Origin of the sequence: Paracoccus haematequi (assembly GCF_900631945.1) — a bacterium.
GTDB classification, from domain to species: domain Bacteria; phylum Pseudomonadota; class Alphaproteobacteria; order Rhodobacterales; family Rhodobacteraceae; genus Paracoccus; species Paracoccus haematequi_A.
The window spans coordinates 129828-153395 of the sequence record NZ_UZWE01000029.1 but is presented as its reverse complement, the minus strand read 5'-3'; the positions used below and the strand labels follow the sequence as shown (position 1 = coordinate 153395).

The following is a 23568-nucleotide window of genomic DNA, read 5'->3' as shown; positions in this document are numbered from 1 at the left end:
TGCCATTGGGCAGTGCCGTAAGCGCCGGGTCGTCCACGACCGAGCCGCGCGAGACATTGACCAGCGTGCCGGTCGTCGGATCGCCTTCGGGCGATTCCAGGCGCGGCGTGCTGCCCTGACGCGGGAATGCCAGATCCAGGTCCACTTCATGGCCTGCGGCGGCCTCCCAGATCAGCAGCCCCGCCCGCCGTGGCGGCGGTGCGCAGGGTGGCCATGGCGCGCGATCGGAAAGCTGATCGACAACGCGTTGCGCTGCGGGCGGGGCCGATGGGGCGGTGGCCCGCGACGGCGGCTGCGTGACCGTCACCGTCCGCGACGGGGGGCCGGGCCGGCTGCGCGGATCACGCTGCCCGCCTCAGATCTCGGCGTCGATGAGGACGGTGATGCGGCCTTGTGAACACCGCTCGACCCGTGCGCTGACGCCATAGACCTGGGCCAGCATGGCAGGGGTCAGGACGGCGGCGGGCTGGCCGCTGGCGTGCAACTCCCCGCGATGCAGCAGGACGATGCGGTCCGCCCATTGCGCGGCCATCGCCAGGTCGTGCAGCACGGCGACGACGATCCGGCCCTCGGCGGCAAGGGCGCGCAACTCCCCCAGCAGCCGCACCTGCCGGGCCAGATCCAGGGCGCTTGTCGGTTCGTCCAGCAGCAGGACGCGCGGGTCGCGGACGATGGCCTGGGCAAGGCTGACCATCTGCCGCTGGCCGCCCGACAACTGCTCCATCGGCTCCATCGCCAGATCGGCGATGCCCAGGCGGTCCAGCACCGCCATGGCCTGGGCGTCCGCCTGGGCGCCGAACCCGTCGCTGCCCGCGCGCAGGGCGGCGATGACGCTTTCCAGCACGATCAGCGACGACCCCGAGGGCAGCGCCTGCGGCATCACCCCGATCAGCCGGGCGCGGCGCCGGATCGGCATCCGGGCCAGATCCTCGCCGTCCAGCGTGATCCGGCCGCGATAGGGGGCAAGCTGGGCGATGGCGCGCAGCAGCGTCGATTTCCCGGCGGCGTTGGGACCGGCCAGAACCGTGACCTCGCCCGCCCGCAATTCGGGCAGGCTCAGCCCGCGCAGCACGGGCCGCCTGCCGTAATGCAGGCTGACATCGCGGATGCGCAAGCCGGTCATCGCCGCGCCCGCCCGCGCAGGATCAGCCAGAAGAAGATCGGCAGCCCGATCAGCGACGTGACCAGCCCCACCGGCAGCAGGACGCCCGGCACCACCATCTTGGACAGCGTCGAGGCCAGCGACATGACCAGGGCGCCGGTCAGCAGGCTGGCGGGCAGGAAGAAGCGGTGATCCTCGCCCACCAGCATCCGGGCGATATGCGGCCCGGCCAGGCCCACGAAGCCGATCACACCCACCAGCGACACCGCCGTCGCGGCCAGCAGCCCGACCCGCAGCAGCGCCCAGCGGCGCAGGGCATCGACATCGACGCCGAAACTGCGGGCCTGATCCTCGCCCATGCGCAGGGCGGTCAGCTGCCAGGCGGCGCGGATCGAAAAGGGGACGCACGCCGCCAGCACCAGGACGAGGGCCGTGACCCCCTGCCAGGTGGCCGAGGCGAGGCTGCCCATGGTCCAGAACACCAGCTGCTGCAACGCATCGGCGGATGCCACGAATTGCAGGATCGACAGGAACGCGCCCGCCGCGAAATTCAGCGCGATGCCGAACAGGATCAGCACCTCGGGTCCGCCGCCGCGCAACCGGCCCAGCAGTTGCAGCAGCATCAGGGCGCCAAGCGAGAACAGGAAGGCATTGGCGGAAATCGACCATTGCGCGGGCAGGAAGGGCAGCGTCATGCCCAGCACGACCGCCGTGGCCGCACCCAGGGCGGCCGAGGCCGACACGCCCAGCGTGAACGGCTCTGCCAGCGGGTTTTCCAGCACGGTCTGCATTTCCGCCCCCGACAGCGCCAGGGCGGCGCCGACCAACAGGGCCATCGCGGCGACGGGCAGGCGGACCTGCCAGACGATCACCTCGGTCGCGCGCGAAACCTCGGCCCCGGTCAGGGCGCGCAGCGTATCGGCCAGTGGCAGGCCCGCGGGGCCGGTCATCAGGTCCATCACGACGCCAACCGCCGCCATCACCACCATCACGCCCAGCAGAACCGCGCGCCGCCGGTTCTGCCGGTGATAGCGATCCAGCAGGACGCCGCCTATTGCCGATTGTCGATCCACCACGTCCCGTCCACTGCCACCGGCGAAAACCGCGCCTCGATCTCGGCCAATGTGGCGGCGGGGTCAAGATCCGCGAACAGGTCGGGGTGAAAGGTCTTGGCCAGGTATTCGATCAGCGCGATGTGGATCGGCGAGTCGTTGAACATGTGCCAGACGCCCGCCGCACGGCCGTCGCGGACGGCGGACAGCGCGTTGAAGCCGGGCGCCCCGATCAGCGCGCCGAAGGTCCGGCGCGCCTGATCCGGGCCGACGCCCGACCCCAGCACCAGCCCGCCGCGCGCGGCCATGTGCGTGCCGCCGGTGGCGATGTAGAAGTCTGGATCGGCGCCGATCAGGTATTCCAGGCTGACATTGGCCTGCACGCCCGTGGCGGCGTCGGCGATGTTGCGCCCGCCCGCCGTGGCGATGAAGTCGTGAAACACCCCTTGCCCAACCGTGGAACAGCATCCCTGCGGCGCCGCGTGGACGTGAAAGAACACGCTTGGCCGGGAAATCGCCGGATCGGCCAGACGGGTGCGGACGCGGTCAAGGCGCTGCTGATAGAACTGCGCGAACTCCTCGGCCCGCGTTTCGGCCCCGGTCAGCTTGCCCAGGATCCACAGGCTGGGGATCGCGTTTTCCTGCGGATGGGAAAAGAAATCCACATGCACGACCGGGATGCCCGCCGCCTCGATCTGGTCGCGGGCCCGCTGCATGGCGGGGTCGTTCGCGTCCATCAGCGACATGACCAGCAGGTCGGGTTGCAGCGCGATCACGGTTTCGGCGGAAATGCTGCGGGCGCCGCCGCCGACCGTCCGGATCGCGTCGATGGCCGGGAATTTCGCGCGATAGGCGGCCATGGTCGGCTCGTCCAGGGCGCGTTCCAGCCGCCAGCCCGCCACCAGCGACACCGGATCGTCGTGGATCAGGCCCAGGACCGCTAGGTGCCGCCCCTCGCCCAGGACGATCCGATGGGCGGGTTCGGGGATCGTCACCTGCCTGTCCAGGATGTCGGTGACGGTGATGTCGGCAAACGCCGGAAAGCCAAGGCCGGTGCAGACCGCAAGGGCAAGGGAACGCAGAAGCATGGGCTTTCCTTAAGCTGATGGCGCGGGCTTTGCTGCCCGCGCCGGTCTCGGATCAGTCGGCGGCGTGGATGCGCCACACGCGGTCGCCCGCCTCGTCGTTTTCGCCGCGCGACTTGTTCACGGCATAGACATTGCCCTTGCCGTCGGCGCGCAACTGGTTCGGGAAGCTGCCCGCATCCAGATTGGCGACGATCTGGCCCTGGGTATCCACAACCGTGATCGTGCCCGACCCGCGATTGGCGACGAAGGCACGGCGGCTGACGGGTTCGAAGGTGACGTTCAGCGGACCCGCGCCGACCTCGACATCATGCAGAACCTCGCCCGTGTCGGCCTTGAGGATCAGCAGGTTGTCGGTCTGTTGCGAGGCGACGAAGATCAGCCCGTCCTGGGCGTCATAGGCCGCGCCGGACGCGCCCTGCGCGCCTTTCGCCGGGATCACCTTCACCTCGCCGCTTTTCAGGTCGATGACGGCGGCTTCGGGCGTGTTCAGGCTGACCGTGACCAGCTTGCCGGACTGGGCGTCCAGATCCAGGGCCATGGTCCCGAAATCCTCGCCGCGGATGGCGGACTGCACGGTGATCGGGTCCAGCGGCTCCAGCGTCTTGGTGTCGAAGACCAGGATTTCCGGGGTGAGGCTGGTGCTGACATAGGCGCGGCCGTTCGCCTCGTCGATCACCACGTCGCGGCCATGGGTGGCGGCGCCGGGTTCGAACTGCTTGACCAGCGACAGATCGTCCTGCCGATAGACCGCCACCGTGTTCTGGCGGGTGTTGGTCACCCAGACGGTGCCGTTCGCGTCATCGACCGCGACGCCATAGACCGCGAAGACCCCGCCGTCGCTGCCATCCTCGCGCGCGGGGGCGGCCTCGGGGGCGACCGAGGCGACAGTTTCCAGCGTGTCCGGGTTCACCTTCACAAGCGCCGATTCCTTGACCGGCGGGCGTCCCACGGCGGCGGTGACGAACAGCGCGTCGGATTTCGGGCTGTAGGCCACCTGATACAGCCCGCGCGTCACCGGCTGGCTGAGGATGGTGAACTGTTCGGCCCCCGACACCGGGATCTGCGGCGAGACCTTCAGGTCCACCACCGTCGCCGCCGCCGGATTTTCGCCGATGACGACGATGGGTTGCAGGCCGGTGGCCGCTTCCTCGTCCACGGTCACGTCGAAGCTGAAGGTGCCGTCTTCGGCCACGGTCAGCGGCCCGTCGGCGTTCAGCACCGTGGTGCCGCGCATCAGGGTGATCTGCTGGCCAGGGGCCAGATCCTCGCCCGAGATGGTGACTTTCGTGCCCGCATAGATTGGCGCGCGTTCTGGGGCCGAGGCGGAAACATCGCCGACAAACCCGTCAGAGGTGGGCGTGAAGATGGTTTCGGCGGCGACGGGGCCTGCGGCCAGCATCAGGGCCAGGACAGAGGCGCCGAACAGGGCGCGGACGGGGCGGCGAGAAAGGGTTGCCATCGTGATCTCCTTGAAGAATGGATCGCTTTTCAGGCTTGTCCGGCATCCGGGCTGGCTTCGATCGCGGGCAGCAGTATATTCCCGACGAAGTTTGTCAACCTTGTCCGCCAGGAAAATGGTAAGGGATCGAATGCACAACACCGGAAAAGTCGGGCCGGACCATGCGCGCAAGCACGCGGGCTTGCGGATTTTCGATGCCGAGGTGCCGACACATTCTTTGTCGCAAACTGTCGTGAACGCGGGTCCGGGGCACCGGCTGTTTCTTGCCGTGCCGCGCGGCACGCCCCCGGCGGCGGGCTGGCCGATCCTGTATCTGCTGGACGGCAACGCCGCCTTCGACTTCCTGACGCCCGATCACCTGGCGATGGTGCCGGGGCTGATTCTGGCGGGCGTCGGCTATGACACCGACCGGCAATTCGCCCGCGAACAGCGCACGCTGGACTTCACCGCGCCCGACTTTTCCGCATCGGGGGGCACGGGCGACGGCATCCGCCCCGATCCGGTTCATCCGGGCCGCATGGCCGGGGGCGCGGCGCAGTTCTTGGACCGGCTGACCGGCCCGCTGCGCGCGGCGGCCGAAAGCGCGGCCCCCGTCGATCCGGCCCGGCGCGCGCTGTGGGGCCATTCCTTCGGCGGGCTGTTCACGCTGTATGCGCTGCTGACCCGGCCCGATGCCTTTGCGCGATATGCCGCGATCAGCCCGTCGATCTGGTGGGACGAGGCGCTGATCCGGCGGGTGGCCGACCGCGCGGAGCGGATGACGGCGCCGCCGCCCCTGCTGGTTGCCCTGGGCGACCGGGAAAAGCGGTCGGGCAGCGACGGCCCGCCACCCGACGGCCCGGCCCCCGCGACGATGCAGTTCGTGGCCGACCTGCGCGACCGCAACGGGTTGTCGCCGCAGGTCCACGTCCTGCCGGGACTGATTCACATCGAGACGATCGCCGGATCCCTGCCGCTGGCGCTGCCCTTCGCCGCCGCGTCAGCCTGATCCATCCGCGCGGCCAGCATCGGCGCGATCAGCGCCGAGGCGGCGGCCGAGGTCATGGCGGGATGCAGGAACGGCACCGACAGTTCCTCGACATGGGTCGCATAGGCCCGCCACATCCCGGCGCGCAGGTCGCGGTCCCGGTGGTCCAGACCCGCGCGGATATGGGTCAGCCTGCCGGGCCAATGCCGGTGGTGATGGCCGCGCACCAGGCGGTTGGTGTCGGTGACGGTGCGGACCACGCCGTCCAGCACGGCTTCGGGCAGCGCGCCAAGCGCGGTGTCGCCCGCGCGCAGGAAGGCCACGACCTTTTGCCGCGTGTCCAGATCCCGATGCGCGTCCGGGTCGTGGCCCGCGATGGCCAGCAGCGCGCGCAGGGCGGCGACGGGATCGGGTTCCGGCTCATTGCGCCAGACATCGGCGGGATAGCTGTCCAACGCGGCGACCAGGCCGGCCTGCCGCCCATGCGCGGCAAGCTCGATGGCCACGGACTGCGCCAGGATGCCGCCCACCGACCAACCGGCGAGATGGACCGGCCCGTCAGGGGCCACCGCCGCGATCCGCGCCGCATAGTCCCGCGCCAGGGCCTGAAGGCTGTCGGGCAGCGGCACCGTCAGGTCAAGCGCCGGGTGCTGCACCCCCCAGACCCGCCGCGCGGGCGCGATCAGCCGGGCCAGGTGGCGATAGCCCCAGGCGATGCCGCCCGCCGGATGAATCAGGAACAGCGGCGATGCCGCCGGATCGCCATCTGCAAGCAGGATCAAGGGGCTGAGGCCGTCATCCTGATGTGCTTTCTCAAACGCGGCGGCCAGAAGCTCCAGCACCGGATGCTCGAAGATCGTGCCAAGGCCGGGATCGCGGCCGGTTTCCTCCTCGATCCGCAGGCACAGGCGGACGGCGGACAGGGAATCGCCGCCAAGCGCGAAGAAATCGGCCTGGGCGCCAGGCAGGTCGGGCAGGTGCAGAACCTCGGCATACAGGCGGGACAGCAGGTGTTCGGTCTCCGTCTGCGCCGCGCGCCCGGCGGCCGAGAATTCCGGCGCGGGCAGCGCCTTGCGGTCCAGTTTGCCGTTCGACGTGACGGGCAAGGCGTCCAGCATGACCCAGGCGGCGGGAACCATATAGGCGGGCAGGCTGGCGGCCAGATGCGCGGACAGCCCCGCCGGATCGCCCCCCGAGGGCACGACATAGCCCACCAGGCGCTTCTCGCCTGCCCGATCCTCTCGCGCCAGGACGACGCATTCGCGGGCGAGGCCCGAGGCCATGACGGCGGCTTCGATCTCGCCCAGCTCGATCCGCAGCCCGCGGATCTTCACCTGATGGTCGGACCGGCCCAGATAGACCACGGCCCCGTCATGCCGCCTGCGCGCCAGATCGCCCGTTGCGTAAAGCCGCGTCCCGTCCGGCGCGGCGATGAAGCGCTGCGCCGTCAGGTCGTCCCGGCCCAGATAGCCGCGCGCAAGCTGCGCCCCGCCCAGATACAGATGCCCCGCCAGCCCCGGCGGGACCGGGCGCATCCGGTCGTCCAGGACATGCAGCGCGGTATTCCAGACCGGCCAGCCGATGGGCAGCGGGTTCGAGGCATCCTCCGGCCCGGCGGGCCAGAAGCTGACATCGACGGCGGCCTCGGTCGGGCCATAGAGGTTGTGCAGCTCTGCCCGGATGCGGGCGTGGAACCGGCTGCGCTGATCGGCGGTCAGTTCCTCGCCCGAACAGAAGACCCGGCGCAGGGCCAGACCCTGGGACGCGGGCGCGGCCAGAAAGGCCGACAGCATCGAGGGCACGAAATGCAGCGTGGTGATCGCGTGGCGGCGGATCAGCGCGGCGATGGCCGAGGGATCGCGATGCGCGCCGGGCGGGGCCATCACCAGTTCGGCCCCCGCGATCATCGGCAGGAAGAACTCCCACACCGACACGTCGAAGGTGGCAGGGGTCTTTTGCAGGATGCGGTCGGATGCGTCGATGCCGTAGTGATCGCGCATCCACAGCAGGCGGTTGACGATGGCGCGGTGATCGATGACCACGCCCTTGGGTTCCCCCGTCGAACCCGAGGTGAAGATGACATAGGCCATGTCGTCCGGTGCGGGCCGGGCCGGGGCGGTCCCGTGGTCCGGCCAGTCGGTCAGCAGCGGCGCATCGGCCGGGAACAGCGCCTTGAGATCGAGTGAGGTTATCACCGCAACCGGCCGGGCCATCGACAGAATCCGCGCGATGCGGTCGGGCGGATGATCCGGGTCCAGCGGCAGATAGGCCGCGCCCGCCCGCAGGATCGCCAGCAGCACCACCGGCAGGTTCAGCGACCGTTCCAGCGCGACGGCCACGATCCGCCCCGGACCCGCCCCCATCCCGGCCAGATGCGCCGCCAATGCGGCGCTGCGGCGGTCAAGATCCGCGAAGCTGATCGTGCTGTCGCCGAAGGTCACGGCGGGCGCATCGGGGGTCGCGGCGATCTGCGCCTGGATCAGCGCCGCAAGGGTGGTGTCGGGGATCGGACGGTCGGTCGCGTTGACGGCTGCGGCAGCGGCGATCTCGGCCCGGCTGGCGGTCGGCACGGGGGCCAGGGTCGCGGCGTCCAGGGCGGCGGCGAGGAATTCGGGCAGGCGGGCCGAATGACCGGCCACGTCCTGCGGGGAATAAAGGGTCGGGTTCGCGTCCACCTCGAACAGCAGGCCCGATTGCGGATCGCCCCGGAAGGTCAGGGTCAGGTCGTCCACGGCCCCCGCGCCCAGGATATGCAGGCCGACCTGCAAACCCGCGAAACGCGGCGCGCGGTCGAAGGGCTGAACGTTGACCAGCGGGCCGTACAGCCTGCGCGATCCGCCGATCAGGCCCAGGTCGCGGCGCAGATATTCGCTGCGATACAGGCCGTGGCGGCGCGCCTGGGCCATGTCGCGGGCCAGGCCCGACAGCCAGTCGGCCAGCGGCGCCTCCTCGTCGGGGGTGACCTGCTGCGGCAGGACGTTCATCGCCATGCAGGGCAGGCGCGCGATCTTGCGCCCCATCCGGGCCATGAAGGGAACGCCGATCACGGCGCTGCCGCCCGTCCAGCGGGCCAGATAGGCGCCGGTCAACCCGGTCAGCGCGTCCGGCCAGCCCAGCCGATGGGTGTCAGAGAAATCGGCCAGCCGCGCCAGCAGGCCCGCGTCCAGCCAGCGGCTTTCGCGCAGGAAATGATGGGCGCTGACGGCGGTCCCGGTCGCCGGACCCGTCACCTCGGGCAGGCCCGCCAGCCGGGCCTGCCACCATGCCGCGTCCTGCGCGCGCCTGTCGGATGCGCGATAGGCCGCATCTTCGTCATGGGCGCGGTCCAGCGGCGGAAAGGGCAACGGCGCCGGGCCGCCGGTCACGATGGCCGAGTAGTGTTCCCCGATCCGGTTCGTCACCAGCACCATGCCATAGCCGTCGATCGCCAGATGGTGGATGCGTTCATAGACCAGCACCCGGTCGGGACCGAGAGCGAAGATCGTGAAAGCCGCCGCCGGTTCCGCCGCCAGGTCGATGGCGCGGCCGCTGTCGGCGCGCATGGCGGCATGGGCCTGGGCCTCGTCGGCCGGGCGGACGAGGGCGGGCAGGATCGGCGCGGGATCCAGCCATTGTTCCGGGCCGTGCGGGCCTTGGCGGAAGCGCAGGCGCAACGCCTCGGTTTCCCTCAGCGTCCTGGTCAGCGCCTGGTGCAGAGCCTCCAGATCGACCGGGCCGCGCAGGTCCAGATACTGCCCGGTGTTCAGGATCGGGTTGGTCTGGTCAAGCGCCTGGGCATACCACAACCCCTCCTGCGCCTCGGTCAGGGGGCGCATGTCAGGCACCTTGAGCGGGCGCCACGATATGGGTCCACCAGTCGCCCAGCGTCTCGTATTCGGCGAACAGGCTGAAATCGGCGGTCAGGCCCGCCTCCTCCCAGGCCAGGACCAGGCGCATCAGGCGCAGGGAATCCAGGCCCAGGTCGCCCAGATGGTCGTCGTCGCGAATCTCGGAAGGGTCCATATGGATGGCCTTGGCGATATCGGCGCGCATCCGGTCCAGCGTGAGGGTCATGTGGTTTCCTTCAGATAGCGGCTTCGCAATTCGGCGCGCAGGACGTTGCGGCTGATCTTGCCGACGGCGGTGGTCTGGAATTCGGGGACGAAGACCACCTGGTCGGGCACCTTGAAGTCGGCAACCCCCCGCCCGCGCATGAAGGCCTTCAGCTCCGGCGCGCGCGGGCTGGCGCCCTCGGCGGCGATGACGAAGGCGCAGCTTCGTTCTCCCAGGAACTCGTCGGGAATGGAAACCACGGCGGCGTCGAAGACCGCCGGATGGGCCAGCAGGTGATCCTCGATCTCTTCGGCGGAAATCTTCTCGCCCGCGCGGTTGATGTGATCGCCCGCCCGGCCCTGCACCACCAGATAGCCGCCGGGCAGCCGCTTCACGATGTCGCCGGTGCGATAGAAGCCGTCGGGCGTGAAGCTGCGCGCGTTGGCCGACGGATCGTTGTGATAGGCGCGGATCGTATAGGGGCCGCGCGTCAGCAGATGGCCCGGCTCGCCCTCGGGCACGGGATCGCCGTTGTCGTCCAGGATCAGCAGCTCGTCGTCGGGGCTGATCGGGCGGCCCTGGGTGCCGGTGACGATCTCCTCAGGATCGTCCAGGCGGGTATAGTTCACCAGCCCTTCCGCCATGCCGAAGACCTGTTGCAGCGTGCAGCCCAGGGTCGGGCGGACGCGGGCGGCGGCCTCGGGGATGAACTTGGCGCCGCCGACCTGCAACACTTGCAGGCTGGACAGGTCGTGCGGGGTCTTGGCCGCCGCCGCCATCCACAGCAGCGCCACGGGCGGCACCACGCCGGTGATCGTCACCCCTTCGCGCGCGATCAGCGAGAAGGCGGTTTCCGCAGCCGGGTTCGGCGCCATCACCACCCGCGCGCCCGCATGAAGCGCCCCGAAGACGCCGGGCGAGCTCATCGGGAAGTTATGGGCGACGGGCAGCGCGCACAGATACACGCTGTCGCCGGTCAGCCCGCAGATCCGCGCGCTTTCGCGGAAGCTGTAGATATAGTCGTCATGCGTCCGGGGGATCAGCTTGGACAGGCCCGTGGACCCGCCCGAGATTTGCAGAAACGCGACCGAGGACGGATCGACCTGCGGCAATCCGGGACCGGCTTGCAGGCTGTCGAAGGGAACATGACCGCCGCCCGGCTCGCCGATGACCACGACATGGGCGATGCCGGGGGCCTCGGCCCGGACCAGATCGGCCAGCGGGCGATAGTCGAAGCCCTCGTGCCGGTCGGCGATCACCATGGCCTTCGCGCCCGAGCGGGCGGCGAAATGGATCAGTTCGGTCTGGCGGTGCGCGGGCAGCGCATAGACCGGGATCAGCCCCGCCAGGAACAGCCCGAAGACCGCCGGAAAGAACGGCGCGATATTGGGGATCTGCACCAGAACCCGGTCCCCCGGACGCAGGCCCAGCGTCAGATAACCCCCGGCGGCCGATTCGGCGCGCGCCAGCAGATCGGCATAGGTCCAGCGGTTGGCGCCGTCCACCACCGCCAGCCGATCCGGGTGCCGGGCGGCGCGGTCGCGCAGCATCTGGCCGAACGTCTCGCCCCGCCAGTATCCCCGCTGGCGATAGCGGGCGGCCAGGTCGTCGGGCCAGATCTGCTGGGGGATGGGCTGGGTCTGGGTCACATCGCTGGCCTTCCGGGTCGGTTCGCCTGCGGCATAAGCCCCCTGACTTAAATCGTCAACTTTTCGCGCGACGGGCTTGGACAGGCCCGTCCGACCCGCTAAGAGGCGGGAAAGACCCGTGGAAAGCCAGCCATCGCAGCCATCCGCCGGTCGTCCCCCGGAGCCCGAGGTCCAGCCATGAGCCATATCCCCTTGCGGGTGCCGCTGCGAGACACGCCGCATGTCTATGGAGCCGTGACGCGAATCCTGCACTGGCTGATGGCCGCGCTGATCCTGTGGCAGTTCCTGGGGATGGGGCTGCGGGCGATCTATGGCCGCCAGGACTGGCTGGCGCCCTTTGTCGGCAGCCATGCGCCGGTGGGCGCCGCACTGTTCGTGCTGGTGATCCTGCGCATCCTGTGGGCCCTGGCCAATCGCCGCACCCGGCCCGCGCATGGCGACGGCTGGCAAGGCCGCGCGGCGGCCGCCGGGCACGGGCTTCTGTATCTGCTGATGCTGGCCATCCCGTCGCTGGGCCTGCTGCGGGCCTGGGGGTCCGAACGCGGCCTGACCCTGTTCGGCGCGCAGATCTTCGCACCCAAGTCGCCGCCGGTCGAATGGACCGCCGCCCTGGCCGGCGCCCTGCACGGAGAGCTGGCCTGGCTGCTGCTGGCCGTCGTCGCGGGGCATGTGGCGATGGTGGGCGTCCACCAGGCGATGTGGCGCGACGGCACGCTGAAGCGCATGGCCGGGCGGCGCTGAGGCCTTGTCCGCGTCCGACGAACACGCCTTGCAGCGGGCAAGCCGCGCCGTCATGCGGGCCGAAGCCGCGGCGGGGGGCATCCTCGTGGCCGCCATCCTGGCGCTGCTGCTGGCGAATGTCGTGTCCCGCGCGGCCGGGCGGCCGTTGATCTGGACGGACGAACTGGCCGTCCACCTGATGGTGATCCTGGCTTTCGTCGGCGCCTCGCTGGGGATCGCCATGCGGGGGCACATGGCCATCGGCCTGCTGCCCGACCGGCTGGACCCGCGCGGCCGCGCCCGGCTGGCGCTGCTGGCCGACCTGGCGGTGCTGGCCTTCCTGCTGGTGCTGGCGGCGATCCTGTGGCGGTGGTTCGACCTGCCGGGCCTGCTGCGCGCCGGATCGGGCGCGGCCCTGGCCCAGGAAAGCTTCAACTTCGTCTACAGCGATCCGACCAACACCCTGGGCCTGCGCAAGATCTGGTTCTGGCTGGCCCTGCCGCTGACCTGCGCGACGGCCCTGATTCATTGCCTGGCCGCCTTGCTGACAGACCTGCGGGGGCTGCGGCGGTGACGGCGGGCCTGTCCTTCCTGGCGCTGCTGGCGATCGGCGCGCCCATCGCCTTTGCGATGATCGCCACCGCGCTGATCCTGATCGTGAACCAGGGCAACACCGCCTTGCTGCAAGGCTTCGGCCAGCAGTTGTTCGCGGGCATCGAAAGCTACAGCCTGCTGTCGCTGCCGCTATTCATCCTGCTGGGCGAACTGATGGGCGTCGGCGGCATCGGGCGGCGCCTGCTGGTCCTGGCGCAGGCGCTGATCTGGCCGGTCCGGGCGGGGCTGGCCTATGTGAACCTGCTGGCGAACCTGATGATGGCCTCGATCCTGGGGTCCACGGTGGCGCAACTGACCGTGATGACCCGGCTTGCCGTGCCCGAGATGGAGCGCGCGGGCTATCCCCGCGACCTGGCGACCACGGTGACGGCGGCGGGCGGGTTGCTGGCGCCGGTCCTGCCGCCGTCGATGAACCTGATCGTCTATGCCGCCATCGCGCAGGTGCCGGTGGGGGATCTGTTCATCGCCTCGGTCATTCCCGGCCTGGCCCTGGCCGCCTCCTTCGCCCTGGTGATCGGCTGGCTGGGCTGGCGCCACGCCCTGCCCCGCGTTCCGTCCCAGCCGCTGCCCGCGCGGCTGCGCGCCGCCGCCGACGCCCTGCCCGCCCTGGTGGTCCCCGCCATCGCCATCGGCTCGATCATCGGCGGCATCGCCACCCCGACCGAGGCCGCCGCCGTCGCCTCGGTCGCGGCCATCGTCGTGGGCGGGCCGATCTATGGCGACTTGCGGCCCCGCGACCTGCCCGCCGCCTTCGTGCGCACCGCCGTCACCTCGGGCGCGGTGCTGTATCTGGTCGCGGCCGCGCAGGTACTGGCCTGGGTGCTGACCTTCGGCAACCTGCCCGCCCAGGCCGCCGCCTGGGTGCAGGACATGGCCGCGACGCCCCTGATGTTCCTGATCCTGCTGAACCTGCTGCTGCTGCTGCTGGGCACCGTGCTGGAGCCGATCCCGGCCATCATCCTGACCGCGCCGGTCCTGCTGCCGATCTCGACCGGGGTCTATGGCATCGACCCGCTGGCCTTCGGGGTGATCCTCTGCGCCAACCTGGCCCTGGGGCTGCTGTCGCCCCCGGTCGGCGCCGGACTGTTCACCGCCTCGCTGCTGACCGGGGTCCGGGCCGAGCGGCTGTCCTGGCTGCTGATGCCCTTCTTCGCCGCCATGCTGGCCGTCCTGGCGGGCATGTCCATCGTCGCCGCCTTCCAAGCCGGAGCCTGACCCATGAAGATCCTGAAAACCGCCGCGGCCTGCCTGCTGATGATTGCCGCGCCCGCCTTCGCCGAGACGCTGCGCATCGGCATGGTCACGCCGCCGCCGCACCAGTGGACCCTGTCGGCGCAGAAGCTGGCCGAAAGGCTGGCCGACGAAACCGACGGCCGACTGACGCTGAGCGTCTTCCCCTCGGGGCAGTTGGGAAACGAGGCGCAGATGCTGCAACAGCTGCAAGCGGGCGCGCTGGATTTCGCCTTCCTGACGGTGGGCGAACTGGCCAACCGCAACGCCGATTTCGGCATCCTGGTCGCGCCCTATCTGGTTCCCGACGCCGAATCCGCCGCACGTCTGCTGGAGGGCGATACGGCCGCCGCCTTGCAGGACCGACTGGGCGGGCTGGGGCTGAAGGGGCTGGGCCTGGGGATGGCGGGGATGCGGATCGTGCTGGTCTCGCGCCCGGTGGCCGAGGGCGAGACCCTGGCGGGCCGCAAGATCCGCACCGTGCCCCTGGCGCAGGAACTGGATTTCTGGACCCGCGCCGGAACCGCGCCCACGCCGCTGCCGCTGCCGGAACTGTTCGACGCCTATACCAACGGCCAGATCGACGGGATGCAGATCGACCTTGAAGGCACCTGGAACAACCGTTTCCACGACCATTCGGCCCAGGTTCTGGACACCCGGCACATGATCTTCCCGATGTTCGCCGTGGCGTCCGCCCGCAAATGGCAGACCTATTCCGAGGATGACCGCGCCCTGATCGCCGGGCTGATGGCGCAGACGACCGCCGACATCCGCGCCGCCTATCCCGGAATCGACGCCGACTATCGCGCCCGGCTGGTCGAGGCGGGCGCCCCGCTGAAAGAGGTCGGGCCGGATGTCTTCGGCGACGCGGTCGAGACCTGGTACGAGGAATGGCGCGCCAAGACGCCGCTGCTGGTCGATCTTGAGCAGGAACGGGACGCGCTTCTGAATCGGTAAGCCGTCTGCCAAAAGGCGCCCGTCTGGCGGGCGCCCTTCCTTGCCATTGCGCGGCGGCGACGGGGCCGACGGACCGGAACAGCGCCTTGCCCAAACTGTCGTCCACGCCGTCGTTGTCGGTGACGACCCGGCCTTCGCCTGCCGCGTCGACGGCAAAGCCCTCGAACCTTGTCCACAACATAGCCACCGCCCCGTTTCAGATCGGGGATCAGGTCGCGGAAGCCAGCGCAGTCGCCGAGGTCGGAAGCGCAAGTTTTTGCACGTCGCTGTTCCCGTCTTGCGGTCACAGCTGTGTGCAGCCCGATCATGACGCTGGCGCTGCGGATTTGTGGCGGTTCTTGCCGCAGCCCGGCGGCGTCCGCGTTCAGCCGTTCCTCTGGCCCACCCGCGCCAGCAGGATCACCGGCAGGATCCCCACCAGGACGATGGCCAGGGCGGCGATGGCGGCCTCTTCATAGGTTCCGCGCGCGGCCTCTCCGTAAAGATGCGTCGCCAGGGTTTCGAAGTTCAGCGGGCGCAGCAGCAGGGTCGCGGACAGTTCCTTCATGCAGTCGACAAAGACCAGCAGCCCGGCTGCGGCAAGAGCCGCCCTGGACAGCGGCAGGTGGACACGGCGCAGCGTGCTGCCGATGCCATGGCCCAGGGTGCGCGCCGACTGGTCATAGCTGCGCGGGATGCGGGTCAGCCCGGCCTCGACCGAACCGACCGAGATCGCCAGGAACCGCGCCAGATAGGCATAGCCAAGCGCCAGCCCCGACCCGATTAGCACCAGCCCCGGATCGATGCCCAGCAGATCCCTGGCCGTCCGGCCGATCCAGCGGTCCAGACCGCCCGCCGCGATCAGGATGCCAAGCGCCAGGATCGTGCCCGGCATCGCATAGCCCAGCGACGCGGCCCGCTGGACCGCCTGCATCCCCCGCTGCGGAAACAGGCGCGCGGCATAGGCGACGATCAGGCCGCAGGCCAGCACGGCGGCGGTGGCCAGGGCGGACAAGGCGAAGGTGTTCCAGGCCTCGGTCAGAAGGCGGGCGGACAGGCCCGCGAACTGGAACCGCTTCCAGGCCTCGGTCGTCAGATAGAGGGCGGGCAGCACGAAGCCCAGCACCACGGGCAACAGGCAGACCGACAGCGCCGCCCAGCGGGCCGCGCCTTTCAGGGGGTGGCGCGCCATGCTGCGGGCGCGCTGCGCACTGACCGAGTAACGCTGCTTGCGGCGCGCCCACCGCTCAAGCGAGATCAGCGCGACCACCAGCAGCAGCATCGCCAGGGCGATCTGCGACGCACCGGCCAGGTCGGATCGCGTGACCCAGGTCGTATAGACCGAGATCGTCAGCGACCGGACCCCCAGGAATTCCGAGGCGCCGATGTCGTTCAGAACCTCCATCAGCGCCAGGCTGGTGCCGATGGCGATGGCCGGGCGCGCCAACGGCAGCGCGACGCGCCACAGCATCCGCCGCCGCGAGGTGCCCAGGGTATGGGCGACCTCGACCAGGTTGGCGGCCTGGGTCATGAACATCGCCCGCACCGGCAGATAGACATAGGGGTAAAGGACAAGGCCCAGCAGCAGGATCGCGCCGGTCATCGACCGGATGTCGGGCAAGCGGAAGTCGCGCGGGCTGTCGAAGCCCAGCACCGCCCTGACCAGCGACTGGAACGGGCCAAGCGGGTGCAGCATGTCCAGATAGACATAGGCGATGATATAGGTCGGCACGGCCAGGGGCAGCAGCAGCGCCCATTCCAGCATCCGGCGGCCGGGAAAGTCATAGGCCGTGACCAGCCATGCCACCGTGATCCCGATCACCGCCGTCAGACAGCCGACACCGGCCATCAGCATCGCCGTCTGGCCCAGGGCATGGGGCAGCACATGCCGCGCCAGATGGGACCACAGGCCCTCGGACCCTTGGGCCGCCTGCCAGCCCAGGGCCAGGACGGGGACAAGGACCAGGGCCGCGATCAGCAGGCTGGCCCAGACCCAGAACCCGCCGCGCAGACGCAGGACGGATGCGGCCGACAGGACCGCCGCAGACAGGAGGCGGCGGGGCGAGGCCCCGCCCGCCGTCTCAGTTGTCGAAGCCGACACGGTCGACCAGTTCGCTGGCCTCCTTGCGGTTCTCCACGATCCGGGTCAGCGGCGTGGGATCGACCTGCAATTCGCCGAACGAGGCGATGATCGGATCGACCGCAGCGCCGGGCTTGACGGGGTATTCGTAATTCGCCTCGGCATAGATCTTCTGCGCCTCGTCCGAGACCAGATATTCCAGCAGTTGCACCGCCTGATCGCGGTTCGGGGCGTGCTTGGCGACGGCCGCGCCGCTGATGTTCACATGCGTGCCGCCATCCTCGAAGGTGGGCAGGATCACCTTGATCGCATCGCCCCAGGCGCGCTGTTCGTCGCCGCCCTTCCCGGACTGCATCAGGCCGACATAATACGAATTCGCCACCGCGATGTCGCAGATGCCGCCCAGGATGTCCTTGGCCCCGTCGCGGTCGCCGCCCCCCGCCTGCCGCGCCAGATTGGCCTTGAGGCCGGTCAGCCATTCCTCGGTCTCGGCCGCGCCGTGATGGGCCATGAAGGCCGAAAACAGCGCCGTGTTATAGGGATGCTGGCCCGACCGGATGCAGATGCGGCCCTTCCATTCCGGGTCCGCCAGGCTTTCATAGGTGATGCTGTCGGTGTCCAGATCCTTGGCGGCATAGATCACGCGCGCGCGCATCGACAGGGCGAACCACTGGTTGCCGGGATCGCGCAGGTTTTCCGGCACTGCCGCGGCCAGAACCTCGGATTCGACCGGCTGGGTCAGGCCCTTGTCCACCAGATCGGCCAGGTTGCCCGCATCGACGGCCATCAGCAGGTCGGCGGGCGAGCTTTCGCCCTCGGACGCCACGCGTTCCGCCAGCCCGTCCTTCAGAAAGACGGTGTTCACCGTGATGCCCGTGGATTCGGTGAAGGCGGCCAGCAGCGGCTCGACCAGTCCCGGCTCGCGCGAGGTATAAAGGTTCAGTTCCTGGGCCTGGGCGGCGCCCGTCGCGGCAAGAATGGCTGTCGATGCCAAGGCGGCGCGAAGAACGAACGGTGCGGATTTCATGTGACCTCCCATAACCCATGGATGTTTCCGCAGGGTCATACGTCACGGGCGCGGGATAGTCTATTATTTTTCTCAGCTTTGATCCAGGGGATCCTGCCCGCCGTAAGGATCCTCGGGGAAGACATGGATCTGGGCGCCGTTCAGTTGCAGGCTGACCTTGTCGCCGATGGCCATGGGGATGCGGACATGGGAATGCATCCGCAGCGTCTGGGCCAGGGGGTGGACCATGATGTCGATCTGTTCGCTTTCCCCGGTGAAGGTCTTGCCGACGATCCGGGCGGAAATCCCCTGTTCGTCGGGACCGATCGACAGCGCCTGCGGGCGGATGCAGGCCAGGGCCAGCGCGCCATCGGGCAGATCCAGATCGGCCGGGAAGGTGCCGATGGGGGTCACGATCCGGCCGTCCGACCAGATGCCCGTCAGCCGGTTGCAGGGGCCCATGAATTCCGCCGCATAGGCCGAACAGGGCCGGTCGTAAATCTCGAACGGAGAGGCGGCCTGCTCGATCCGGCCGTCACGCATCAGCACGATCAGATCGCCCACGGCCAGGGCCTCTTGCGGATCATGCGTGACCATGATCGCGGTCGTGCCGGCTTCGCGCAGGGTCGCGACCGTCTCTTGGCGGACCCGTTCGCGCAGGCCCTGGTCGAGGTTCGAGAACGGCTCGTCCATCAGCAGGACGGCGGGCTTGGGGGCCAAGGCGCGGGCCAGGGCCACCCGCTGCTGTTCGCCGCCCGACAGGGAATGGGGATAGCGGTCCAGCAGATGGCCCAGGCCGACGATCCGGTCCACCACCTCGGCCACCCGCTGGCGCCGGGCGGGGCGGGGCAGATGGCGCAGGCCGAAGGCCAGGTTTTCGGCCACCGTCAGATGCGGGAAAAGCGCATAGTCCTGGAACATGAACCCGATATGGCGGTCCTCGGGTTCGACGAAGCGGCCGGGGCCGACAAGCTGGGTGCCGTCCATCAGGATGCGGCTGCCGGGATCGGGCCGGTCCACGCCCGAGATGATCCTGAGCAGGGTCGATTTGCCGCAGCCCGATTGCCCCAGCAGGCAGGTGATCCTGCCGGGCGGGATCGCCAGCGAGATGTCCGACAGCACCGGACGGCCGTCGAAATGGCGCGACACGCCTTCAAGCTCAAGCGTGGCTGCCGGATTGGCGTGCATTCATGGCCTTTCAGTTTCACCCCGCCGCGCCCCGCAAGGCGGCAGCCTTTCGGGTGCTATCCGATCCGGGCGGCATTCTCCAGTCGCGGCGGAAAGGCGGCAAGGGGCCTGTGGTCAGCGGTCCGGCGCCCTGCTGCGCCACTTTTTCCCCCGCCCTCGGGAATAACCGCCGCGCCGCGCCGTAATCCTCGTGCAACCGCGCTACAAAGGAGATGCGCAATGCCTGCCCTGAACGAATTTCCGTCGCCCGACACCCTGAAATGGGCCTTCACCACCCGCCGCGTGGACCAGGACGCCCTGGCCGGACTGTCGGCCGATTTCGCCGCAGCCGTGGCGGGCGATCTGGTCCTGTGCCGGGTTGCCGGGCTGGGCCAGCACCGCAAGCTTCAGCTTGCAGGCCGCCGCACGTCCGAGCTGTATCCCGGCGATCTGGTCGTGCTGTGCCTGGGCGACCGCTATGCCCCCGACCAGTTCGAGGGGCGCGCGGTCCTGGACGGCCCCGTCGCCGATCTTCTGGCAGGCGGCGGCATCGTCGGTCGGATGGAGCGCGCCCACAGCCGGATGGCGCCCCCCACCCGGCTGGAGCCGGTCGGCATCCTGATCGACGCTTCGGGCCGGCGGATGAACGTCGCCGACTACGCCCTGCCCGCCGCGACCATCCCCGACCATGTGACGGTGATCGGCGTCTTCGGGGCCTCGATGAATTCCGGCAAGACCACCGCCGCCGTCAGCATCGCGCATGGTCTTGCGGCGGCGGGATACCGGGTTGCGGGGGTCAAGGCCACCGGCACCGGCGCCTTCGGCGATTTCAACGCCTTCGAGGATGCGGGCGTGCCCGCCACCGATTTCACCGATGCCGGGATGCCCACCACCTATCGGATGCCCCTGCCCCGGATCGAGGCGGGCTTCGAGGCCCTGGTCGGCAATGCCGCAGCCGATGGCGCCCAGATCGTCGTGGTGGAAATCGCCGACGGCGTCTTCCAGGCCGAAACGGCCTCGATCCTGCGCGGATCCCGCATCAGGTCGCGTCTGGACGGCATCCTGTTCGCCGCGCCCGACGCCTTGGGCGCCCTGGGCGGAACCCAGGTGCTGCGCGCCCACGGGCTGCGGCCCTTCGCCATCTCGGGGATGGTCACCTGCTCTCCCCTGGGCCAGACCGAGGCCGTCGCCGCCACCGGCATCGCGCATTACGCGCGCGAGGAACTGGCCTCGGCCGAGGTGGCCGGCCGTCTGGTCGCCGGGTTCCTGCGCGGCGCCCGCCCCGACGCGACCGACCGGGCGGCCTGATGGGCGGGTTGCCCCGGGTCGGGGCCGATGGGCGGATGGCGCGGCTGTGCGCCATCGCCTGCCTGGGAATCGGCCAGGCCGCCGCCCTGGGCGCCGTGGCCTTCGCCACCCGATCCGCTTTCGGCGCCATGAGCCGGGGCGAGATGCCGGGGGCCGCGGCCTTCGTGCCGTTGATCGCGGGCGGGATCGGCGTGGGCCTGCTGCGGATGGCCGCCCGCGTCCAGGCCGAGTCGGTGGGCCACAGCTTCGCCAGCAGCCTGCGCCACCGGCTCTATGCCCATATCGCCGGAATGAACCGTTCGGACCTGGCCGCGCGGCGCCAGGGCGGGCTGTCGCTGCGCTTCGTGGGCGATCTGTCGGCGGCGCGCAACTGGGCCGGGGGCGGCATCGCCCAGGCGATCCCCGCCTTGGCGATCCTGTCCGGCGCGCTGCTGACGCTGGTGCTGCTGCAACCCGCGCTTGCCGTCGCGGCGCTGCTGCCGGTCTGCGCCGCCCTGATCCCCGCCGCGCTGTTCGCGGGCGGCCTGGGCCAGCGGCACCGCCATCTGCGCAGCCGCCGCGCGGGCATCGCCATGTCGGTGATCGAGCGTCTGGCCCTGGCCACCGAACTGGACCTGACCGGGCGCACCGCCAACGAACTGGCCCGCCTGGACCAGGCGGGCCGGACCCTGGCGCGCGACGCGACCGCGCGGCGGTTGCATCGCGAAGTGCTGCGCCTGCTGCCTCAGCTGGGCGCGGCGCTTGGCGGCGCGGCGGTGATCTGGACCGCCGCGCAGCGCGGCCTGCCGACGGCGGAAACGGCGGCGGCCCTGGCGGTGCTGTCGATCCTGGTGATGCCGCTGACCGACCTTGCCTCGATCTGGGACCGCTGGTGCGCCTGGCGCATCGCCCGCGAGGCCTGCGAACGCCTGCTGGCCCGGCCCAGCCGGTTGCGCCGCATCGCCCCGCGTCGCGGCCCGGTGCCGGTGCGCTTCACCGGCCGCACCCACTTGGACCGCCCGGCGGAACTGGATATCCCCGCAGGCGCCCTGGCCGTGATCTGGGGACCGCCGGGATCGGGCAAAAGCGACCTCGCCCGCCTGATCGCCGCGCAGGACCGGCCGAGGTCCGGCCGGATCGCCTATGGCGCCCACGAGGGCCTGCCGCGCATCGCCTATATCGGTCCCGCGCCGCTGGTCCTGAAAGGCAGCCTGCGCCGCACGCTGACGCTGGGCGTCACCCCCCGCCCCAAGGGCCGGGCGATCCGCGCCGCGGCCCGCGCCTATGGGTTGCGGCAGGTTCTGGACCGGGTCGGCAGCACCCGCGAGGCGCTGCCCGAGGCGGCGGGCAGCCTGTCCACCCAGGAACAACTGGCCCTGGGCCTGGCCCGCGCGGCGCTGATGCAGCCCGACCTGATCGTGGTCGATCACCCCGCGCTCGGCCCCGACCAGGCCCCGCTGATCGCAAGGCTGCGCGCCGAAACGGGCGCCACGATCGTGGTGGTCGGCCCGCCGGACGTGTTTCCCGAGGCGCGGCGGGTGATCGCCCCGCAGCCGATGGCCGTTCCGGTCCAGCGATAAAGACCGTCAGCCCCCGACCAGGGCTTCGGCGGGCAGTTTCTCGGCGATGAAGCCGCTGACCACATCGCGAAAGGCGGCGACGACGGGCTTGTGCCGACGGTCCTTGCGGATCAGCAGGTATTCGTCCAGTTCCAGCCGGGCCCGCGACGGGATCAGCGGGCGGGTGGTCAGGCGGCGGTCCGGCGGCACTTCCGAGATCACGAAGAACGCGACGCCCATGCGGCGCGCCACCGCCTCGCGGATGGCGCTGCGTTCGCGGATGGTGATTTCGCGCCCCGCCCGCACGCCTTCGATCTCCAGCATCTGCTGGACGAAGGCGCGGGTCCGCGATCCCGGTTCGCGCATGATGATCGTCTCGCCCTGCAAATCCGGGAAGGCCACGGCGCGGCGGCGGGCCAGGGGGTGATCGCGCGCCAGAACCAGGTGGAAGCGTTCGCGCATCAGCGGCTCGGCGGTGATGACATCGCCGATCGGCGGGTTCATGGCGATGCCGATATCGGCGCTGCCGTCACGCACGGCCTGGCCGATATCGTCGACCGAGGCGATGGCCAGCATCAGCGACACCGCCGGATGGCGTTCGCCAAAGCGGCGCATCAGCTCGACCGCAAGCGCCGTGCTGTCGGACATGATCGACAGATGGCCGTCCACAAGCGCACCGGGGCCGCGCAGGGTGACCTGAACCTCGTCCACCACCTCCATCAGCCGTTCGGTGACCTGCAACAGGTTCTGGCCCGCATTGGTCAGCGCAAGCCTGCGCCCGCGCTTTTCAAACAGCCGCAGGGCGTGGCGGGCCTCAAGCGCATGGATCTGCTGGGACAGCGTGGATTGCGACACGCCGACAACAAGCGCCGCCCGCGCCACGCCGCCTTCGCGCGCCACGGCATGAAAGGCCCGGATATGCGAAAAATTCACGAGTCACCCAACCGTCTGCGAACGGCCGGATTACTGCGGGGATATGGCGGTTTCATGACGGCCGGGGCATCGCGCCCCGGCCGCCGGGCGGTCAGGCCATCGCGCGGCGCGACCGGCGCAGCACCAGCATCCCCAGACCCGACACCAGAAGCAGCGCCCCGGCGGGCAGCGGCACCGGCGCGGGCTGGGACGCCCCCTCGGCCCAATAGGCGATGTCATAGGTTTCGCCATCGCGCAGCGCCCGCAGCGGATCCGAGTCGGACAGCGACAGGAAGGCCAGCGACACGGTCAGGCTGTCGCCGAACAGGCCCGCGATGCTGCCGGTCAGATCGCCGAAGACCAGGGACAGCACGCCGTCGCTGGCGCTGATCCGGTCCAGCACGCCATCGACCAGCCAGCCGTCCTCGTCGCGCAGCGAAAAGGCGCCGCTGGCGTCCGCATGGGGATCCGCCAGATCGAAGGTCAGCGACAGATCGGCCAGCAGGCTGTCGCCCGTGGCCACGCCATCGACCACCGCCAGCGCGTCAAAGGCCAGGAAGTCGCCGGTGCCCTCGTGGGCCAGGAAATATCCGCTGGCCTGCGGAACGTCGATGACGGGGGCGGCGACGGGCGCCGCCGCCGCGCCCAGGGGAAGCGCCATCAGCAGCGCGGCAAGAAGGGGTTTGAACATGGCTATGCCTTTCTGA

General features: G+C 70.1%; 19 protein-coding genes. 7 read left to right on the top strand and 12 right to left on the bottom strand.

Going from position 1 to position 23568, the window contains the following annotated elements; all coding sequences use genetic code 11:
• Window positions 1-355 precede the first annotated feature (355 nt).
• The 4 genes from PARHAE_RS09350 to PARHAE_RS09335 are packed head-to-tail and all read right to left on the bottom strand — an operon-like array spanning window position 356 to window position 4701.
• Window positions 356-1123, bottom strand: coding sequence for an ABC transporter ATP-binding protein (locus tag PARHAE_RS09350; RefSeq protein WP_126154345.1), 768 nt, complete (start codon window positions 1121-1123; stop codon window positions 356-358).
• Window positions 1120-2178 carry a FecCD family ABC transporter permease gene (locus PARHAE_RS09345; protein WP_241232743.1) on the bottom strand — a complete coding sequence of 353 codons (1059 nt, stop codon included), beginning with the start codon at window positions 2176-2178 and terminating at the stop codon, window positions 1120-1122. The genes PARHAE_RS09350 and PARHAE_RS09345 overlap by 4 nt, the downstream gene beginning before the upstream one ends.
• On the bottom strand, window positions 2154-3242 hold the full coding sequence (locus tag PARHAE_RS09340; protein WP_126154344.1) for an ABC transporter substrate-binding protein: 1089 nt from the start codon (window positions 3240-3242) through the stop codon (window positions 2154-2156). Before PARHAE_RS09340 ends, PARHAE_RS09345 begins: the two co-directional genes overlap by 25 nt.
• 52 nt (window positions 3243-3294) lie before the next feature.
• Window positions 3295-4701 (bottom strand): YncE family protein, encoded by a 1407-nt coding sequence (locus PARHAE_RS09335; protein ID WP_126154343.1) that lies wholly within the window; start codon window positions 4699-4701, stop codon window positions 3295-3297.
• A gap of 130 nt (window positions 4702-4831) precedes the next feature.
• Here PARHAE_RS09335 and PARHAE_RS09330 point away from each other — a divergent pair, with 130 nt between their 5' ends.
• Window positions 4832-5689, top strand: coding sequence for an alpha/beta hydrolase (locus PARHAE_RS09330; RefSeq protein WP_126154342.1), 858 nt, complete (start codon window positions 4832-4834; stop codon window positions 5687-5689).
• On the opposite strand, the gene PARHAE_RS09325 is transcribed toward PARHAE_RS09330, so the two are convergent.
• From PARHAE_RS09325 to PARHAE_RS09315, 3 genes are read right to left on the bottom strand one after another with little or no spacing between them, the layout of a single operon-like run.
• Window positions 5626-9483 (bottom strand): non-ribosomal peptide synthetase, encoded by a 3858-nt coding sequence (locus PARHAE_RS09325; protein WP_126154341.1) that lies wholly within the window; start codon window positions 9481-9483, stop codon window positions 5626-5628. The two genes, PARHAE_RS09330 and PARHAE_RS09325, sit on opposite strands and share 64 nt — an antisense overlap.
• Window position 9484: 1 nt before the next feature.
• On the bottom strand, window positions 9485-9721 hold the full coding sequence (locus PARHAE_RS09320) for a phosphopantetheine-binding protein (protein WP_126154340.1): 237 nt from the start codon (window positions 9719-9721) through the stop codon (window positions 9485-9487).
• A complete protein-coding gene (locus tag PARHAE_RS09315) occupies window positions 9718-11349 on the bottom strand; it encodes a (2,3-dihydroxybenzoyl)adenylate synthase (protein WP_241232742.1) in 1632 nt (543 codons plus the stop codon). Before PARHAE_RS09315 ends, PARHAE_RS09320 begins: the two co-directional genes overlap by 4 nt.
• A gap of 177 nt (window positions 11350-11526) precedes the next feature.
• Between PARHAE_RS09315 and PARHAE_RS09310 the strand changes: the two genes are divergently transcribed.
• Genes PARHAE_RS09310 through PARHAE_RS09295 form a run of 4 tightly spaced genes read left to right on the top strand, consistent with a single transcriptional unit; the run spans window position 11527 to window position 14871 of the window.
• Window positions 11527-12090, top strand: a complete 564-nt coding sequence (locus tag PARHAE_RS09310) for a cytochrome b (RefSeq protein WP_126154339.1) — start codon at window positions 11527-11529, stop codon at window positions 12088-12090.
• Window positions 12091-12094: 4 nt separating this feature from the next.
• Window positions 12095-12643 (top strand): TRAP transporter small permease, encoded by a 549-nt coding sequence (locus PARHAE_RS09305; RefSeq protein WP_126154338.1) that lies wholly within the window; start codon window positions 12095-12097, stop codon window positions 12641-12643.
• Window positions 12640-13899 carry a TRAP transporter large permease gene (locus tag PARHAE_RS09300; protein ID WP_126154337.1) on the top strand — a complete coding sequence of 420 codons (1260 nt, stop codon included), beginning with the start codon at window positions 12640-12642 and terminating at the stop codon, window positions 13897-13899. Before PARHAE_RS09305 ends, PARHAE_RS09300 begins: the two co-directional genes overlap by 4 nt.
• Window positions 13900-13902: 3 nt before the next feature.
• Window positions 13903-14871, top strand: a complete 969-nt coding sequence (locus PARHAE_RS09295) for a TRAP transporter substrate-binding protein (RefSeq protein WP_126154336.1) — start codon at window positions 13903-13905, stop codon at window positions 14869-14871.
• Between the two features lie 364 nt (window positions 14872-15235).
• Here the strand turns inward: PARHAE_RS09295 and PARHAE_RS09290 are convergent, their stop codons facing one another.
• The 3 genes from PARHAE_RS09290 to PARHAE_RS09280 all read right to left on the bottom strand — a co-directional run bounded on the left by PARHAE_RS09290 (window position 15236) and on the right by PARHAE_RS09280 (window position 19124).
• Window positions 15236-16951 carry an ABC transporter permease gene (locus tag PARHAE_RS09290; RefSeq protein WP_241232741.1) on the bottom strand — a complete coding sequence of 572 codons (1716 nt, stop codon included), beginning with the start codon at window positions 16949-16951 and terminating at the stop codon, window positions 15236-15238.
• Window positions 16932-17957, bottom strand: a complete 1026-nt coding sequence (locus PARHAE_RS09285; protein WP_126154335.1) for a Fe(3+) ABC transporter substrate-binding protein — start codon at window positions 17955-17957, stop codon at window positions 16932-16934. Before PARHAE_RS09285 ends, PARHAE_RS09290 begins: the two co-directional genes overlap by 20 nt.
• Window positions 17958-18029: 72 nt before the next feature.
• Window positions 18030-19124 (bottom strand): ABC transporter ATP-binding protein, encoded by a 1095-nt coding sequence (locus PARHAE_RS09280; RefSeq protein ID WP_126154334.1) that lies wholly within the window; start codon window positions 19122-19124, stop codon window positions 18030-18032.
• A gap of 219 nt (window positions 19125-19343) precedes the next feature.
• Here PARHAE_RS09280 and PARHAE_RS21055 point away from each other — a divergent pair, with 219 nt between their 5' ends.
• Together PARHAE_RS21055 and PARHAE_RS21050 are read left to right on the top strand one after the other, a co-directional pair.
• Window positions 19344-20411, top strand: coding sequence for a dethiobiotin synthase (locus PARHAE_RS21055; RefSeq protein ID WP_164555200.1), 1068 nt, complete (start codon window positions 19344-19346; stop codon window positions 20409-20411).
• Complete coding sequence (locus PARHAE_RS21050; protein WP_164555199.1) at window positions 20411-21970, top strand: ABC transporter ATP-binding protein/permease; 1560 nt, start codon at window positions 20411-20413, stop codon at window positions 21968-21970. Before PARHAE_RS21055 ends, PARHAE_RS21050 begins: the two co-directional genes overlap by 1 nt.
• Window positions 21971-21976: 6 nt before the next feature.
• On the opposite strand, the gene PARHAE_RS09270 is transcribed toward PARHAE_RS21050, so the two are convergent.
• Both PARHAE_RS09270 and PARHAE_RS09265 read right to left on the bottom strand, forming a co-directional pair.
• Complete coding sequence (locus PARHAE_RS09270) at window positions 21977-22882, bottom strand: LysR substrate-binding domain-containing protein (protein WP_126154332.1); 906 nt, start codon at window positions 22880-22882, stop codon at window positions 21977-21979.
• Window positions 22883-22973: 91 nt separating this feature from the next.
• Window positions 22974-23552 (bottom strand): hypothetical protein, encoded by a 579-nt coding sequence (locus PARHAE_RS09265; RefSeq protein WP_126154331.1) that lies wholly within the window; start codon window positions 23550-23552, stop codon window positions 22974-22976.
• Window positions 23553-23568 lie beyond the last annotated feature (16 nt).